Source organism: Shewanella sp. BJSY2023SW005, from assembly GCF_047314585.1.
In the GTDB taxonomy this organism is placed as follows: domain Bacteria; phylum Pseudomonadota; class Gammaproteobacteria; order Enterobacterales; family Shewanellaceae; genus Shewanella; species Shewanella algae.
The window spans coordinates 100020-116810 of sequence record NZ_JBKORJ010000020.1; the positions used below are offsets into that span (position 1 = coordinate 100020).

At 51.8% G+C, this 16791-nt stretch carries 12 protein-coding genes; 4 read left to right on the forward strand and 8 right to left on the reverse strand.

The window, feature by feature from the left end; all coding sequences use genetic code 11:
• Positions 1-121: 121 nt before the first annotated feature.
• From ACMHXI_RS04770 to ACMHXI_RS04780, 3 genes are all read left to right on the forward strand, one after another.
• A complete protein-coding gene (locus ACMHXI_RS04770) occupies positions 122-376 on the forward strand; it encodes a chemotaxis protein (protein ID WP_413734172.1) in 255 nt (84 codons plus the stop codon).
• Between the two features lie 3 nt (positions 377-379).
• Positions 380-1765 (forward strand): putative metalloprotease CJM1_0395 family protein, encoded by a 1386-nt coding sequence (locus ACMHXI_RS04775; RefSeq protein WP_413734174.1) that lies wholly within the window; start codon positions 380-382, stop codon positions 1763-1765.
• Between the two features lie 307 nt (positions 1766-2072).
• Positions 2073-4904, forward strand: a complete 2832-nt coding sequence (locus ACMHXI_RS04780; RefSeq protein WP_025888108.1) for a TonB-dependent receptor domain-containing protein — start codon at positions 2073-2075, stop codon at positions 4902-4904.
• 136 nt (positions 4905-5040) lie between these two features.
• On the opposite strand, the gene ACMHXI_RS04785 is transcribed toward ACMHXI_RS04780, so the two are convergent.
• The 8 genes from ACMHXI_RS04785 to cmoA form a co-directional block, all read right to left on the reverse strand.
• The gene (locus ACMHXI_RS04785; RefSeq protein ID WP_025009685.1) at positions 5041-5937 is read right to left on the reverse strand and encodes a LysR family transcriptional regulator; all 897 of its coding nucleotides are present in this window, start codon (positions 5935-5937) and stop codon (positions 5041-5043) included.
• 58 nt (positions 5938-5995) lie between these two features.
• On the reverse strand, positions 5996-7066 hold the full coding sequence (locus ACMHXI_RS04790; RefSeq protein WP_243891887.1) for a DUF3541 domain-containing protein: 1071 nt from the start codon (positions 7064-7066) through the stop codon (positions 5996-5998).
• Complete coding sequence (locus ACMHXI_RS04795; RefSeq protein ID WP_208184735.1) at positions 7026-8864, reverse strand: M3 family metallopeptidase; 1839 nt, start codon at positions 8862-8864, stop codon at positions 7026-7028. Before ACMHXI_RS04795 ends, ACMHXI_RS04790 begins: the two co-directional genes overlap by 41 nt.
• Positions 8836-9783: an alpha-L-glutamate ligase-like protein gene (locus tag ACMHXI_RS04800; RefSeq protein WP_025009688.1), complete on the reverse strand. Its 948-nt coding sequence runs from the start codon at positions 9781-9783 to the stop codon at positions 8836-8838. Before ACMHXI_RS04800 ends, ACMHXI_RS04795 begins: the two co-directional genes overlap by 29 nt.
• Before the next feature lies 1 nt (position 9784).
• The gene (locus ACMHXI_RS04805) at positions 9785-11290 is read right to left on the reverse strand and encodes an inactive transglutaminase family protein (RefSeq protein WP_413734177.1); all 1506 of its coding nucleotides are present in this window, start codon (positions 11288-11290) and stop codon (positions 9785-9787) included.
• 8 nt (positions 11291-11298) lie between these two features.
• Positions 11299-12063: an ATP-dependent zinc protease gene (locus ACMHXI_RS04810; RefSeq protein ID WP_037436565.1), complete on the reverse strand. Its 765-nt coding sequence runs from the start codon at positions 12061-12063 to the stop codon at positions 11299-11301.
• A gap of 63 nt (positions 12064-12126) precedes the next feature.
• Positions 12127-13095, reverse strand: a complete 969-nt coding sequence (cmoB, locus tag ACMHXI_RS04815; RefSeq protein WP_037436567.1) for a tRNA 5-methoxyuridine(34)/uridine 5-oxyacetic acid(34) synthase CmoB — start codon at positions 13093-13095, stop codon at positions 12127-12129.
• The gene (gene cmoA / locus ACMHXI_RS04820; RefSeq protein WP_413734179.1) at positions 13092-13823 is read right to left on the reverse strand and encodes a carboxy-S-adenosyl-L-methionine synthase CmoA; all 732 of its coding nucleotides are present in this window, start codon (positions 13821-13823) and stop codon (positions 13092-13094) included. Before cmoA ends, cmoB begins: the two co-directional genes overlap by 4 nt.
• Before the next feature lie 147 nt (positions 13824-13970).
• Here cmoA and ACMHXI_RS04825 point away from each other — a divergent pair, with 147 nt between their 5' ends.
• Positions 13971-16787: a diguanylate cyclase domain-containing protein gene (locus tag ACMHXI_RS04825; protein ID WP_243891879.1), complete on the forward strand. Its 2817-nt coding sequence runs from the start codon at positions 13971-13973 to the stop codon at positions 16785-16787.
• Positions 16788-16791: the final 4 nt, after the last annotated feature.

Genomic DNA, 16791 nt, shown 5'->3' on the forward strand with positions numbered 1-16791 from the left:
TTTCGGGCTGTACATTTGCACTGAATTGGCCAATAATTGTTCAAAGCTGTGGCTGAAATGGTAGCAACTGATTTTAACCACAGAACGAAAATCCACAGTCCAATACAGACAAGGGGCAATCATGCAAATTCCATCGGCTTTTTCGGCGGGAGTTCAAGGGCTGCAAAGCGCCCAGTCCGGCCTGACTCAGGCAACAGTGGATATCGCCCGCCCGACACCTGCGCAGCAGGCCGATTCGACCCGCCCGGTTGAGGAGGCAGATAAAACCTCGGCATTGGTATCGGCATTGGAATCCAAGGCCCAGGGGCAAGCTTCAGTAGAGGTGATTGAACGCGCATCCGACACCTTGGGCAGTATCATAGATATCGAGGTGTAATATATGGTTGGCGCGCTGGCCGGCGCGGGGCTGACGGCAACAGCCGTGTCCCGGCGGCCAAGCTCGTCAATTGCCAACTTAAGCAGTGGCAGCTCTATAAACCAATCGCCTCTCAGCGCCAACCCTGCCGGTAAAATCTCCGCCACTCAAAATCCCTCTCAGATAAGTGGCGTAAAGCCCAGCTCAATAAACCCGAGCCCAATAAACCTGAGCTCGGGAAATCAAAGCTCAGTCAATACAAGTTCAGCTAATCCAAGTTCAGTCAATTCAAGCTCAGTCCATTCGAGCCCGCACCAAGGTTCAGCTGCACAACATTCAGCGCCACAAACCGTAAAGCCGCCGCGGGAAGCACTGGTCAGTTTGACTAAAGGAGCCCTGGGGGCCGCGGCCTTGTCCAGCTCCGGCCATTGGCATGGAGAGGTTCAAGCATCGATGCCGCTCGCGGGGACATCGGCTCAAGCATCTGCCTTTTTCGGCCAAGGGGCTGACATTGTCGGCGGCCCTGCGATACCAGTAACTTTAGCGGGAGAAGCACCTGAGGTTCCCGCTTTTAATGGCACAAATACTTCCGCCAACTCTATGAGTGGGGCAGAGCAGGATTTTGACAACACTTCTGGCAGCTCTTCGAGCCAGGCTGGCAGCGAAGTAAAAGAAGGGGACGACGGGGCGGCTCGCCAGTCAACCGGGGAGCCGAATACGACAAGCGCAGCCGAACCCAAGCCGGATGAGGCGCAACAGAAACAGCAGCAGAACCGTGAGAGTCGTGAGCAACAGGCGCTTGAACGGGAAATCGACTCCCTGATGAAGCGTGATACCCAGGTGCGCTCCCATGAACAGGCTCATGCCGCGGTAGGCGGGATCCATGCCGGACAACCGGCATTTGAATTCGAGAAAGGACCCGATGGCAAACGTTACGCGGTTGAAGGTGAAGTTCAGATAGATGTCTCTGTAGTGAACGGCGATCCGCTGGCGACCATGGCGAAAATGAAACAGGTCTATGCGGCGGCGATGGCACCTGTCGATCCCTCCATGGCCGATATCCGGGTCGCCGCCGAGGCGATGCGTAAATATAACCAGGCAAGAGAAGAGGCCGGAACCCAGAGACTTGCCGCCGCACCAAAGCCTGAGCTGAGTCAAAACCTGTTGGGAGCCGCAGATTCGGCCGCTGAAAAGTCCGCGCCTTCCTTTGATACCAAGGCTGGCGACTCTGCAAACTTTCCCATAGGCCTGTCTCGTCTGATGGGCGCCATAGCACAGCAGTCAAATGCCTTGAATGAACAGGCTTTCAGTCCACCCAAGGCCGAGTTGCAGCTTGAGTCGGGTTCAGTTGCCGATGTGATAGCCGCTGAGCAGCAACAGGCGCAGCGCATTCGGGATGAGAGTCGTTAGCGCTTCGCGCTTTGAATTTACCTTTGAGTCCAACAGCCTTACCGGCCGTCGCAAACACCCTTAGCTCCTTCAACCCTTACATATTTGATATATCTATTGTGGTTGCTGTTCTTTTCAGAGGGACTACCGGTTAGTGCTGGTAGTGCTGGTTTTGGACGAAGGATGTTTTTCATACGCGTTTATTGTTGACTATTTGTCACATTGTAGTAACTTTGTTTCTGTCAGGTTAACCCCTTGATGTGGTTATGTTTGAGAACTCGATGTGATTAAGAAATTCGAGTGACAATAATCTAATGGAATGAAGAATATGACAGCAATAAGTAATGTATCAAACGCAATAAGAGTGGCCTTGTTTGCCTCTTCTGGCGTGGCTTTGTTAGCAAGCCCTGGTGTTTATGCAGAAGAAGAACAACAAATAGAACGTATCGAAGTTACTGGGTCAAAAATTAAGCGTATCGGTGAGTTATCTCCAACGCCAATTACAGTAATTACGGGTGCGCAAATGATGGAGATGGGTATCACTAACGTTGCTGATATCTTGAACAAACTGCCATCATCAACAGTTGGTATTTCACCAGAAACTTCTAATAATACTATTTTTGCCAGCGGGTTAAATAAGACTAACCTACGTGGTTTAGGTAGTGACCGTACACTTGTTTTGGTTAATGGTCGTCGCTTTGTGGCTGGCTCAAGTGGCGATTCTGCGGTTGATTTGAATACCATTCCTACCGCGATGGTTGCTCGAATGGAGGTCATTACCGGAGGTGCCTCTGCAGTTTATGGATCAGACGCAATCGCTGGTGTGATTAATATTATTACGCGTGACGATGTGCAAGGTGTGGAGCTTGATGCTTCTTACACGCAGCCAGAACAGAGTGGTGGGGAAGAGAGCCAATTTTCCGTTACTGCTGGCGGCGATTTTCTTAATGACAAACTTTCAACAGTTTTCAATTTCACCTATGCAAAGCAGAAAGAATTACGTCCTACCGACCGAGATTTTTTAAATAATCCTGTAAGTAGTATTTATAATCCTGATACTTCGGAAGGTGCTCCTACACGAATTCCATATTATGGGCGTAAACCACTTTCTTATATTAATGAGGCCGGTACATTTTTTGCTAATGATGGCCAACAGTATACTTTTGATAAAGATGGAAACATGAAAATCTTCGATTATGGAGAAGGTTTGATTGATGGTCCAGGTACCAATGGTAACTACTGCGGACCGAGTTGTGAAGGCTATGATCCTGTAGACTATGGACAAATCCGTACGCCGCTTGAGCGTAAAGTGTTCACATTAAATACTGATTATGAGATTAATGATAATCATAAACTATTTTCTGAAATCACTTATGTAGATTATCAGTCGAATGGCGAGAGTACACCTGTTTTCCATACAAGCAATAGATTGTATGCGGATAACGCTTTCCTTACTGATGAAGCACGACAGTTGATGACAGATACAGGAATGTCAAGCCTAAACCTTTATCGTATAGATAGAGAGTTCGGTAATCGTACTTATAACCAAGATCGCGAAACACTGCGTGTACTTGTTGGTATCGAAGGTGTTATCAGTGAAAACTGGGATTACTCTTTCCACGCCCAACGAGGTCAGCTAGATGAGACAACGGTTTGGAGAGGTGAAATTTGGGCCGATCGTTACGACCAAGCTAAAGACGCTGTTTTCGCCGCTGATGGTAGCATAGTATGTCGAGATCCTGACGCACAAGCTGCTGGATGTATTCCGCTAAATCTATTTGGTGAAAATCAGGCAAGCCAAGAAGCAATTGATTGGGTTAGCACCAGTGCCGGTCGCACGGCGAAGACTACACAAACGACAGCAGGTTTAGTCGTTAATGGTGCAATGTTTGAGCTGCCAGCAGGATATATCAGTGCAGCATTTAGTGCCGATTATCGTAAAGAAGAGTCGGAAACAACACCTGATCAAGCACTTATCGACGGTACTATTTTTGGTAATACGGCTAACCCTATGAAAGGTGAGTATGATGTTACAGAGCTTGCCGTTGAATTTAGTATTCCATTATTGTCAGATACATTCCTTGCGCATGATTTAGACCTTGATTTAGCTTATCGATGGATGGATTACAGCACGGCAGGCCAAGATGATGCGTGGAAAATAGGCTTAAACTGGGCTCCTATTAAAGATCTGCGTATTCGTGCGACTAAGTCAAAATCTGTGCGGGCGCCCAATATTGGCGAATTGTTTGACCCAGCAGGGCAAACTTTTGAAAGTTTCACCGATGTATGTGATGCTATCAACGTTGAATTAGGTCCAAATGCTAATCGTAAGAAAAACTGTCAAGCTGTTGGATTACCGCAAGGTTGGAACCCTAGTGATGAGTGGTACTTGAGTAATCACCCAGGTAGTAATGCTGGTAACCCAGATTTAAAAGCTGAAACTTCTAACGATTACACAATTGGCGCCATTTATACCCCAAGTTATATAGAAGGTTTGTCGTTAACCGTTGATTACTGGGCGTTTGAGATTACTGATGCTATTGAGTATATTGATGTCGGTACTGCAGTACGTTATTGCTACGACTCTGAATCATTGGATAATGTCTACTGTGGCCGTTTTACTCGTGATGCATCTACCGGTGATATTATCGATTTCGTACAGTCGCCCGTTAACTCGGCATCATTTGATGTTAAGGGGGTAGATATTGAAGCCATATACGATATTCCAACGGATAATTTTGGTGACTTCAAGATCCATGTTATCGCAACATATCTAGAACAGTGGGAAACTAATCCTACAGGATTTGCTGCAGATCTTCAGGTTGATGTTGGTGAGTACACTGATCCACGCTGGAAGGCTATGTTTAGTCTTGCATGGGAATATGATGCACTGAGTCTTGAAGCGAGAAGTAACTACCGTCATTCTGCTGTAGCTTCTAATGATTGGAAACCTGAGAACAACAACTATAACGATATTCCGTCGTATACAGTTTGGGACTTCACGGGTTCTTATGACTTCACTGATTCGTTTTCTCTTCGTTTCGGTGTGAAGAATGCGTTCGATATTGCACCGCCGCGTAACCCATATGTTTATGATGGCGCCGGTTATTACGATACTACCGGACGTGCATTCTTCCTTGGTGCAAACTATAAGTTATAGCCTGATTTTTAAGGTATGATTTATTGATAACAGAAAACCAGTTGTTAACAGCAACTGGTTTTTATCGTAATTAGAAATTATATAATCGGTAAATATGAAGTTGCTCAGTTTTTCACTATTTATAATGAGCTCAGATTTATACTGAGCCAGATTTATGCTGAGCCAGGATCAGTGATTCCAGCAGCTTACAGGCCGGGCCTTGTTTGTCTCTCTGTGGCACTACCAGACTGAGCAGTATCTTGCGACTGCTGGAGCCTTTGAGACTGAGCCGTACCAATTGCCCATTTTCCAGCTCCTGCTTGACCAGATGCGCCGGGATCCAGCAAAAACCTATGCCTTTGGCCAGGATCACCTTGGCTTCGTGGAAGTTGCTGACGGTCCAGCGCTGCTCGGCCTTGAGCCAGCCGATTTCCTGCTGACTATTGACGCCGGTATCTTTGATCACAATTTGCAGATGTTGGGCCAGCACTCTGTCGTCTTCAATTTCAACTTGGGCCGCCAGCGGATGGGAAGGGTGGCAGAGCAGGTAGAAGTCCAGATCGCAAAGGGGCTCAGAGATATAACCCATGGGCGGGGTACCGCAAATCGCAATATCTACCTGATGGTTTTTGATCATCTCCTGGGTGCCGCTGATCACTGTGTCCCGCACTGTGACCCGGGTTCCGCGGCTCTGGGGCAGAAAGGCGGCCAGCGCCTCGGTCAGGGTTTCCATGGGGTAGACCAACTCCCTGGCGATGCTCAGACTCGGCTCCCAGCCCTGTTCCAGATTGCTGGCGAGCTGCTCCAACTCCCCCACAGCCTGAGTGACGTGACGAGAGCGACGAAGCAGTACTTCGCCGCATTCGGTCAGATAGGCCTTGCGGCCACGCACTTCGAGGAGTTGGATCCCCAACTGATGCTGCAGCTTGGCCACAGCATGGTTGAGGGATGATTGGCTCTTGTTGAGCTGCTCGGCGGCCTGGGCGTAACCACCGAAGTCGACGACGGCCTGCAGGATCCGCCACTGTTCCAATGTGGACTTGGGTCTGTTCATTTTCTAAAAACTCGTCAGATTTCGGCCTATCATGGGTGGAAACTGCCAGTTTTTCAAACTATTTAGCCTTTTTCGTCGACTCGGTCGCCTGTTTGACCGACTCGAGTGGCGTCACCTGCATCGGCAGGTATTTTCGGGTCGCCTTGAGCTCACTCAAATAGGGGCCTTTATGCAGTTTTTCCGGCCATTTGAGCAGCATCATCGCCAGCACATTACGGTGTTCACCCAGGGCCAGCGCCGGGTTACCTTTGGGGGAGCGAATAAAGTCTACTTCAGGATCGAAGGAGTTGATTATGTGCGCCTGGGTGGCTTTCACCATGGGATGATCTTTGCCCTTGCCGGCGAGCAGATAGCTTATTCCTACTTCGGCAATAATGTCGTTGGTGGCATCACTGAGGATCCGTTCGCGGTTGGCTTCGAAGTAGTCGAGGATCCAGGCGAATTCCTTGGCATCAACCGGGTGCTGATAGTATTCACTGGCGGCGAAGATAAAGTGAGTCATGCCATAGAGCTTATTGCGATATTGTGCCTTACTGAGCTTGTCATCCTCGGCATCAGGGTAGACACGTTTGAAGGCGGCCTTGTAGTCTTCCAGGTAATCGCCAACGCCAAGCTGCTTGGCCCAGTAAACATAATTGATCAGCTGCGCCGCCCAGGCTTCAATCATGGCTTCGTCGGTCAGGCCGTGCTGCAGATCTGTACTCTTGAGCCCTTTGAGCAACTTGTCGTGGCAGGGCCCGGTAAATCCCAATTCATCTATGCGACTGGCGTAGCGCAGCAGCACATCGGTATAAAACAGAAATTCGGGGAAGGGTTTGAGCGCTTTTTTGCGTGCCTTGGCCCGGGGGCCATTGCCCAGTTGGGATATCGCCTTGAGCGATTCACTTTTGACAAATTCAGGGTCGTCCAGTTGGCAGGCATAGAAGCTTTGCGCTTCAGTAACCGCAAACAGATCCACCAATGCGGCGTTGGCGTACTGCTCGTCACCTGTCATCCGATAGAGACGGATCCCGTAATGACCCTGCACCCTGGGTGGCAGCTGGTAGAGATGCTGCTCCAGATTCTGCTGAATGCGTTGATAAACCTCGTCAGCGCTGGGCTGGCTCTTGGCGGCCAGCGTACTGCTCATCACTCCCAGGCAGAGGGCAAGAGTCAGTTGACCGGTTCTCTTGAGTATTGGCATCGCGTATCCTCCGGATGAGTGTGGCCGCATCGGCAGCGCCAAACAGGCTTTGCAAACGGGCGGCCATAGGTTGGGCTGATTCGTTGACCAGCAAGAGATCAAATAGTTGCGCCGGGTTGCAGCCCCGGGTGTGAACATCTATGGCTTTGGCAAGTTGCTGTTGCCAGAGCCCAAGATAATAGAGCGGCCCCTGATCGCTGATGGCGCCAAAGCTGTAGCTATAGTCACTGACTTCGGGCCAGGAGCCATTAAAACTGGCTTCAAACGCCTTGTGCAGCTGTGGGTATTGGCTGTTGCCAAAGGCTTCAAAGCTGGCGAGGGCCACTTTGGCACGAAACACCTTGAGCTGCTGCTGGTATTCTTCGGCCAGTTGTTCGCGAGAGCCGGGAGCCGGCTTGAGTGAAAATGCAAAGGCGCCGGCCAGATAGCGCTCAAGCCAGGCTTTGCCCACACCGGCGCCATCCTGAGGCAACTCCAGACTGTTGTTGAGATAATAACGGCCGCCGCCACTGAGTTGGGCTATTGCGGCGCTCAGGGAAGAAACTGCGGTCTGATAGTCCTTGAGCTTCACTTGCTGAGGCTTAAGCACCAGCTCGCTCTGGCCGGTTTGTTGGCCGACAACGGCGCGGCGCAGCATTTTATGGCGGTTGTGTTTGCCTTCGCTGATAAGAAGTTCACCCTGCAGCCGACCATGGTGATACACCCTGAGCCAGTCGTCGTTAATCTGCTCTGTGGTTAATCCCAGCGGTTTGAGATGGTCAAACAGGGCTTTTAGTACTTCAGAGCCTTTGAGCGCGACCATTTTGGTTGACTGGGCCTGCTGTAACTCGCGGCCCAGATCCCAAGGGGCGTAATCCAGTTTTTGGGTGCTGGCATCGAGAAACTTGGCCACATCGCTTGGCGTGCTCAGCAACTGAGAACTGAGGATAAAATCACTGTAGCTCGGGTAACCGAGCGCCTTGGCTTGCTCTTGTCTCAGGGCAAAAACGGATGACAGCGGCAGTTGATTGCGTAATCTGGCGCGGCCCTGATAAGTGCGCCAAACCTTGGCGCGACAATCACCATCGGCCTGTTGCATCAAGTAAGAGGCGATATTGACTGCAAAAAAGCCGGGCTTTTGGGCTGATTGAGCGGCTTCCTGCTCCGCTGAATTCTCTTCGGGATTGAGAGCCTGTTGCATGCCGGGCAGGGCACATTGTCCCAACTCCAGCTTGAGATCGTCACTGCGCATTCCCTGGCGAATGCTGGCCTGGGCGCCATGAAGACGGGCCTTTTCCTCTATGCCCAGATGTTGCTGCATCAACCAGTCCAACCTCTGGGCCAATGCCTGAAGCTGTGGCTCATCATCCTGGTTAAGTTCGGATGTCAGGCTTATCAGCGCCGGTTCGCTCAGGAATCTATCCATGGTGTCGGCCAGTTTCAACTGACACTGCAACAGCAACTCATGCTGCGCTGCTGACAGGGGAAAACTCCGATAATAACCGAGGCGGTCATTGATATTGTGCAGCCCGAGGGTTTGTCGCTCAAGCAACTGCAGATCCTGAAATTCAGGTTGAAAATTGCTGCTGTATTCGACACATTGGGCCGTCAGCAAGGGGACGGCATCAGGCGCGGCCAGGGCAGGGGAAATGCCCGAGGCCACAGTCGATGCCAGCAGCGACGCCAACACCGACAGTGGCAGCCTGGACTTGAGGCGAGATGGACTCAGGCCGGAGTTAACGGCTGGCAAAGTGCTTCTTGGCATAAGCGACCCGTTCTTCCACTGACATGGGTTTGCCCGTCATTCTTTCCACATGCTGCAGCCTTGGCAATATCCCCATGCCATTGGCTATCTGGATGGCAAGCCCGGGACGGGCGTTGAGCTCCAGCAGCAGTGGTCCCTTGTTTTGATCCAGTACCATATCGGTCCCCAGATAACCCAGTTCGCACATCTCATAGGCGCTCGAGGCCGTGTGCAACAAGGTATCCCAGTGGGGCACCTCGATTTCAATCAGGTTACGCCCCGTGTCCGGATGCAAATCGACCGGGCAGTCAAACTGCACCGCATGCAGGCCGCGGCCGGTAGCGATATCCAAGCCGACACCAACCGCGCCCTGGTGCAGGTTGGCCTTGCCATCGGAAGCGGCGGTGGACAACCTGAGCATTCCCATTACAGGAAACCCCTTGAACACTATCAGGCGGATATCCGGAACCCCTTCATAGCTGAAGCCATCGAATACGGGATCGAACTCAATCAAGCCCTCAATAATGGCCACATCCGGCTTGCCACCAAGGGAGAACAGGCCGCTGAGGATGTTGGAAACGTGGCGATCGACCTCGCTCGGGGTGACTTCATTGCCATTGGGCTTATAGAAGCGACCATTCTCGACATGGGTGATCACCAAGATCCCTTTGCCGCCCGAGCCTTTGGAGGGTTTGATCACAAAGCCGCTGCGATCTTTTACCTGCTCGGGAATACTATTGATACCGTGTTGCTCGCGCACCACACCTATCAGATCGGGCACGGCAATATCATTGGCAAGCGCCAGTTGCTTGGTGGTGAGCTTGTCGTCCACCCGTTTGTAAAACTTGCGCGGATTGTAGCGGCCAATATAGTCGATATTGCGCTTGTTCATATTCAGCACGCCAGCGCGGCGCAGCTGCCATGGCCAGGCAAAATTCATCTTATTCTCCTGCCAGTGGCTTGAAGCGCTTGAGCTCCAGCAGTCGATAACCCGTGTACTGACCCATCAACAGCACCAGCGCCAAGATCACCAAATGGATACCCAGGAAGTTGAACACCCAGTGCTGTACCCAAGTGGCGCTCATGGCCAGATAAGCCAGAGTGGCTACCAGGAGTGAACCGCCACCTTGCACCATCACCTCTTTGGCGCCTTCCTCTTCCCAGAGGATAGACATACGTTCAATGGTCCAGGCGAGAATGATCATCGGGAAGAAGGTGATAGTCAGGCCTTCACTGAGCCCAAACTTGTACGACAGCAGGGTAAACAGGCCTATGATGCCTATCACCACTATGATCACCGCCGATATTCGCGAAATCAGCAACAGGTTCAGATGCGATAGATAGGAGCGGATCATCAAGCCAAAGGCCACAATCAGCAGGAAACCTATCAGGCCGGTCAGCAGTGTGGTCTGGATAAAGGCCAGGGCGATAAGCACAGGCATAAAGGTACCTGAAGTCTTTATTCCTATGATAACCCTAAGGAATACTACCATCAGCACCCCGATAGGGATCAGCAAAATACCCTTGAACAGGCTCTGTTCTTCCAGCGGCAGTTGATAGAGGGAAAAGTCGATGGCGTTGTTTTTGGCCATCATGTCTATGGAAGTCGCCAGGGCTGAACGTGTGTCTTTCAGCATGGAGAAGTTGACCTGGGAGTTGCTGCCACCCAGTACGTCCAATACCGATTTACCGCTGCGCTCCCACAGCACCATGTTTTCCGGACGGCCCTCTGTGCCTTTGACCAGATCGAACAGGTGCCATTTACCGTCCTGATAGACTTCGACAAAGGGGGATAGTTGCTGCCGACGGCGCTGATCTTCCAGATACAGACCATTGACTTCCTGAGTGGGAATACCGCGGCTATTGAGCATATGGACAAACAGCTTGGTGGGTGAGTTGGCCGACAGCAGCAGCTCTATGTTCTGACTGCGATCGCGACCGGCAATGGCGCGCATGATCTCACGGGCAAAAGAGAGGTTACCGGCACTGCGAGCCCAGGCTTCGTCCATCACCTGCTCGGCGGCGGCTTTCTCGGTCGCAGGCCAGATATAAGGTGCCGGAGGCAGAGGTTCTTCCTGAGCCTTGAGTATTTCACGGCCAGTGGGGATCAGGGTGACTTTGTAATAGAGGTCCTGTTGGCCATTGGCTTGACGAATCGACCAAAGCGCGCGGCGGCCCTGTTCATTGTTGCTGATAGTCAGGCCATAACCCGGGGAGGTGGCATTTTCCATCAAGACTTCAAATGCCGGATCCTGTGGCAGGGAGAAAGAGACTTCTGCCGGGCCACCCGTACCCTGAAAACTGACTTTGGCATCGACAGCCCAACTTTGTACCTGCTCACCGGGCAGGAAGGGCACATTGTGTTCAATACCACGATAAATACTGGCGCTGAGCCCAACAATAAACAGCAGAGCTACCACCAGGTAGAAAGGTTTCCGTGAATGCATTACCGCTCCTATTTATGGCTCGAAATCACTAAGTCTTTGGCTTTGCCGTGCAGGTAAGCTTGGCCTACATCGACAACGGCTATGTCTTTCATAAACTTGCGGCCGAGCAGCAAAGGATATTCGAGGTGACTGCGGTCGGTAAGGTTAAGATCGGTTTCGGCGGCATATTTGCCTATTTTGAGGTGGGCGTGGATCACCGGACGGCGATCGTCTTTTTCATCGGCGTCTTGCTTGATACGGACAAAACGTACCACCTTGGATTCGAAAGTTTTTCCCGGCGCATCCGCGCCATTGATCATCACATCGAATCTAACCCATTGGGCGCCGTCACGCTCAAACAGAATAATGTTGCGGGCATCGAGTGAAGAGGATTCGGCACCGGTATCGATACGGGTATCGAAACTGGCATTCAGCTCATCGATAAAGACGCTCTCGACTTCACCGAGAATATATTTGTCGCCAATAGGTGAAGCTTCGCAGGGCGCAGGCACCTGTACTTCCTTGATGGTTTCCTTGGGGGGCTGCTGCAGTTTCTTCATCTGCTGTTGCAAACCCTGAAGCTGAGTATTCAAGGCATCCAGATGCTGTTGCTGTTGATTCTGAGCCTGAGCAATCACATTGACTATGCTGGCTTCCTGAGAGGCGAGGTTGGACTGCAAGGTCTGGGCGTCGACCGGCACCGGGGCATTTGCCACTTCCTGAGTGCTGGCGCAGCCGCCGGCAAGTGTTGCCATGGAGGCCATGACGGCGATTGAAATCGTCTGTTTCAACATAGTGCTTCCTGTATTCTGTTTTCCAGATTGCGTCACTTTTATATAGGGTTCGGTGAACTCGACTTACTTAATCGCGATAAAGGTTGCCCGTTTGGGGGCGGGGTAACCTTCCACTGTCAAATTGATGTCGGTCGGATCGAGGTAATCCACCAGAGATTCGTTGCGCATCCAGGGCGTGGAGCGTTGCTCGGCCAGTGAAGTAACATCAAGATCGACACAGCGAACCTCACGAAAATCGCACTTCTCAAGCCAGAGTTGCAACGCGGCAACGGACGGAATAAACCATACATTATTCATCTTTCCATATCTATCCCGTGGCAGCAGTACGGCATTTTCATCACCTTCTATGACCAAAGTCTCCAACACGAGTTCACCTCCGGTTCGCAATTGATCACGCAATTGCAACAAGTGGTCAATTGGTGAGCGCCTGTGGTACAGCACCCCCATGGAGAACACAGTATCGAAGGCGTCCAGTGGCGGCAGTTCTTCTATACCCAAAGGCAGCAGGTGCACCGGCGGAGTCCCGCCGGTGAGGCGTTTGACCGCTTCAAACTGGCATAAAAACAGTGAAGAGGGGTCGACACCGACAACCATTTTGGCGCCTTCACCATACATGCGCCACATGTGATAGCCGCTGCCGCAACCTACGTCCAGCACGGTTCTGCCTGCCAGTGGGCTGATATGGGGCGCGACCCGCTCCCACTTCCAATCGGAGCGCCACTCGGTATCGATATGAATGCCATGGATATGAAATGGCCCCTTGCGCCAGGGATGCAGCAACTGCAGCAGGTTTTCCAGTTTTTCCCGCTGTCCTGTTGCTAGTTGCTCCCCGGAGCCTATGGTGACACTGTCTTTGAAATCCAGGCTGTCGGGGCTGGGGTAATTGAGCTTGGCGAGCACTTTCTCCCACTTGGGCAGGGCACCGTGCTTGTGCTCTCTTTGCCAGTCGCCGAGTTTGGCCGGCAGTGTTTCCAGCCAATGCTGCAGATTGGAGTCGGCAATCTGTTGATAGAAATTACTGAAACTGATCACTTGATAGCTACCATGGATGTGAAATTGAAGCACTGGAACCAGACACCGTAATGGGCAAAACCGGCCAGGGATAATCTGTTGTAGTGATTGTTGAGTTGATCAGGTTTCATCACGTTTTCCAGTGCGCTGCGCTTTTGGCTGATCTCCAACTCGCTATAGCCATTGGCGCGTTTGAAATCCAGATGATGTTCATCCAGTACTTGCTGGATAACCTCATCGCCGAAGCGGATTTTTTCCGACAGCACCAAGGCGCCACCGGGTCTTAAGCCAGCATATATTTTCTGGATCAGGGTATCGCGATCCTCGGGCGGCAGAAACTGTAAAGTAAAGTTGAGCACCACCAAGGAGGCGTCTTCGATGGCGATATCACGGATATCACCACAAATAAGCTGCACTTTGGTATCGCTGACATAAGCATTGAGATATTCCTGGCAGCGCTCGGTCATCGCCAGCGAGTTGTCGACGGCGATAATCTCGCAGCCCTTGCCTTCAATACGCCTACGAATACTTAAAGTTGCCGCGCCAAGAGAACACCCTAAATCATAGACTTTACTGTCTTGTGTCACAAAGCGCTCGGCGAAGTCGCCAATGGTGTTGATTATCTGGCCGTAACCCGGCACAGAGCGGCGGATCATATCGCTGAATACGCCGGCTACCCTGTCATCAAAAGCAAAGTCTGAGACCTGACCGCAGTCAGTCGCATATATGGTGTCTTGAGAAGTGTTCATCTGAAATCTTGTGCGGGAAAATCAGTGACGTATTTTACCGAATCCCGCGTGAAAGCAGCAAGTGCGCTCTGGTAATTGACGCAAATTTTTTGTCTAATAGTGCAGGAATAACAAAATAATTACATCGCCTTACCAGGAAATAAGCACTTGAAATCGCTGACCTCTCTTTTGAGTCTATTGTGTGTGCTCGTATGTCTGCCGCTGGATGCGGCCACTCAAGTCCAGTCCCCCGCCAAACCACTCGTCATAGTGATGGGGGAGGATAGTTATCCCTACCAATTTGTTGATGATGCCGGCCAGCCGCAGGGGATCCTGGTTGATCTCTGGCAGGAATGGAGCCGGGTCAATCAAAGACCCATCACACTAGTGGCGCGGCACTGGAACGATTCCCTGAAGCAGCTCAAAGAAGGCAAGGCGGATGTACACCTGGCGTTAGCGCTGACCCCAGAGCGCGAGGCCGAATTTGAATTTGCCAAGCCCATCAGTCGTATTGACACCTACCTCTATCTGCACTCTGAACTCAGGCACAAGGACAGTTTTGAGAAGCTGCTGCCGTATCGGATAGGGATAGTCAAAGGCTCGTCCCACGAATCGGATCTTAAGGCTCAGGAGTCCGGCCTGTCATTTGCCTTATACCCAGGTCGCGACGCATTGCTCAAGGCGGTATCCCGCGGAGAAATCAAGGTGTTTGCCGGCATGGAAGGGTATCTTCGTGACCGGCAATTGGCCCGCAGTATTGCCCAGCAATATCCCACAGCCAACCGGATGCTGATAAAGCATTCGCCGGTGGCGCCGGCTGTCGTCAAAGGCAGGCAGGCCTTGGTGGCTGAAATCAATAATGGCTTTGCCCAGATCACTCCTGAGTTTATCGTCCAGACCCAGAGGCGCTGGTTGGGGTATCGTGCCGATCAGCATGGGATCACGGTTGCCATGCCACTGAATATGGAGCCGTTTTCCGATCTTGGCCCGGATGGCTTACCCCATGGCCTGTATGTGGATATCTGGCACAAATGGTCCGCCAAAACCGGGGTGCCGGTGGAGTTTGTTGCCGGTAGCATGAACAGCACTCTGGAGCAGGTCAAGCAGGGGATTGTCGATGCCCATATAGGCTATCCGGAAAGTGACGATCTCAGCTCTGGACTCAAGCGTGCCTGGCACTTACACACCCAAAGCAGCCGTCTGTTTCTCAAAGGCCAGATGGAGAGTCCGCTGGCGCTATTGGACGGCAAACGCTTGGGGATTTTCCCGTCATCGCCTTATATCACAGAGCTGAAACAGGCCTTGCCCAAGGTACAGCTCAAGTATTTCGACTCTCTCGATGCCATGGTCAATGCCGCCGACCGGGGCGATATCTCAGGCTTCGTCTCGCCCTCGGCCTGGACTCAGCACTATCTGTTGACTCATGGACTCTGGGCCGGTTACCAGCAAGCAAAAGCCTTGCAGTTCAGCTCAGATATCTATGTGTTGACCCGCAGGCAGGACGATGGCCTGACCCAAAGGCTGATCGCAGGCTTTAACCTGTTGACCCGCGACGAGTTGGCGGCGCTGGAAAACAAATGGATGCTCAATAGTGACGATCATGTTTACAGCAGGGATCAGAGTCGGCTGCCATTGACCCAGGTAGAGCTAGGCTATCTTGAAAGCTTGCCCGAGCTTAAAGTGGGTTACCTCAAGGATTGGCCCCCCTTTGAATTCAAGGATGAGCAGGGGCAGTTTGCCGGAATTAATGCCGACGTGATGACGAGGGTGGCGCAACAGTTGGGGCTTAAACTGCTGCCCGTGGCTTTCGATGAGTGGCGTGATCTCCTCAAGGCGCTTGGTAGCGGCGAAGTGGTGATGGCCGCCAGTCTGGCGGCGAGGGACGAGCAACATGCTGCGCTGGCTTTTTCCGACGGTTATTGGCCATCGCCCTGGGCCATGGTTTCCACCGTGGATCATCTGAATCTTTATAGCCTGGGACAACTCAATGGCCAGCGAGTGGCGATTGTTGAAGGTTATCAGTTGGCCGGTGAGCTTATGGCCAAGAGCCAGGGCATAAGCCCAGTGTTGGTGCCCGGCATGCGCGAAGGGTTGGAAGCCGTCAACCTGGGAAGGGCAGATCTCTTTATTGATAAAGTGGTATCGCTGGCCTCGGCACTTTCTACCGGGCAATATCCGGCGCTGAAGATGAACCTGATAACCGATATGGCCGATCAAAAGAGTCATATTGGCGTCACGCCCGGCTATAAACCCTTGGTGCCTTTGATTAACCGGGTAATAAGCGGTATAGATGACAGCCAACGGCAAAGGATCCATGAAAAATGGGTTGGCACTGTGATTACCGACAAGAGCCAACAATACAAGGAGTGGTTGGGCTATTTTCTGCTGGCACTCTTGATTGCGCTGTTTATTGTACTGCTGGTGTTGCAGCTCAATCGGCGCCTCAGCAGGGAAATGAGCTTAAGGCGTGAGGCCGAGCTCAAGATGAAGCATCTTGCCAATCACGATCCGCTCACCGGCTTACCCAACAGGGCACTGCTCGATGACAGGTTGGAGCAGGCGTTTTTGCAACATGCCAGAGAGCAGGAGCGTTTTGCGGTGCTGTTTTTGGATGTCGATGGCTTCAAAGCCATAAACGACACCTATGGTCACGAGGTGGGTGACAGAATGTTGGTGCAGGTCACTCAGCGCCTGGCAGCCGTGATCCGTAAATCTGATACTCTGGTGCGCTTTGGCGGTGACGAGTTTGTGGTGATACTCAATCGAATTCAGGATTTCGATGCCGTCTGTCAGGTGGCGGATAACTTGATCCAATCGCTTGCCGGACCACTCAAGTGGCAAAACATCAGTGTGCAGCTGTCACTCAGTGTCGGGATCAGCGTGTATCCGGTGGACGGCGACAACGCCATCGAACTGCTCAAACGGGCCGACCAACTCATGTATCGCGCCAAAGAGAGTGGCGGCAGCTGTTATCGCAGTGCCTGATTGT

Excerpts from the sequence above, each read along its gene's own strand:
- ACMHXI_RS04770 (WP_413734172.1), top strand. The coding sequence starts at position 122 with ATGCAAATTCCATCGGCTTTTTCGGCGGGAGTTCAAGGGCTGCAAAGC.
- ACMHXI_RS04775 (WP_413734174.1), top strand. The coding sequence starts at position 380 with ATGGTTGGCGCGCTGGCCGGCGCGGGGCTGACGGCAACAGCCGTGTCC.
- ACMHXI_RS04780 (WP_025888108.1), top strand. The coding sequence starts at position 2,073 with ATGACAGCAATAAGTAATGTATCAAACGCAATAAGAGTGGCCTTGTTT.
- ACMHXI_RS04785 (WP_025009685.1), bottom strand. The coding sequence starts at position 5,937 with ATGAACAGACCCAAGTCCACATTGGAACAGTGGCGGATCCTGCAGGCC.
- ACMHXI_RS04790 (WP_243891887.1), bottom strand. The coding sequence starts at position 7,066 with ATGAGCAGTACGCTGGCCGCCAAGAGCCAGCCCAGCGCTGACGAGGTT.
- ACMHXI_RS04795 (WP_208184735.1), bottom strand. The coding sequence starts at position 8,864 with ATGCCAAGAAGCACTTTGCCAGCCGTTAACTCCGGCCTGAGTCCATCT.
- ACMHXI_RS04800 (WP_025009688.1), bottom strand. The coding sequence starts at position 9,783 with ATGAATTTTGCCTGGCCATGGCAGCTGCGCCGCGCTGGCGTGCTGAAT.
- ACMHXI_RS04805 (WP_413734177.1), bottom strand. The coding sequence starts at position 11,290 with ATGCATTCACGGAAACCTTTCTACCTGGTGGTAGCTCTGCTGTTTATT.
- ACMHXI_RS04810 (WP_037436565.1), bottom strand. The coding sequence starts at position 12,063 with ATGTTGAAACAGACGATTTCAATCGCCGTCATGGCCTCCATGGCAACA.
- cmoA (WP_413734179.1), bottom strand. The coding sequence starts at position 13,823 with ATGAACACTTCTCAAGACACCATATATGCGACTGACTGCGGTCAGGTC.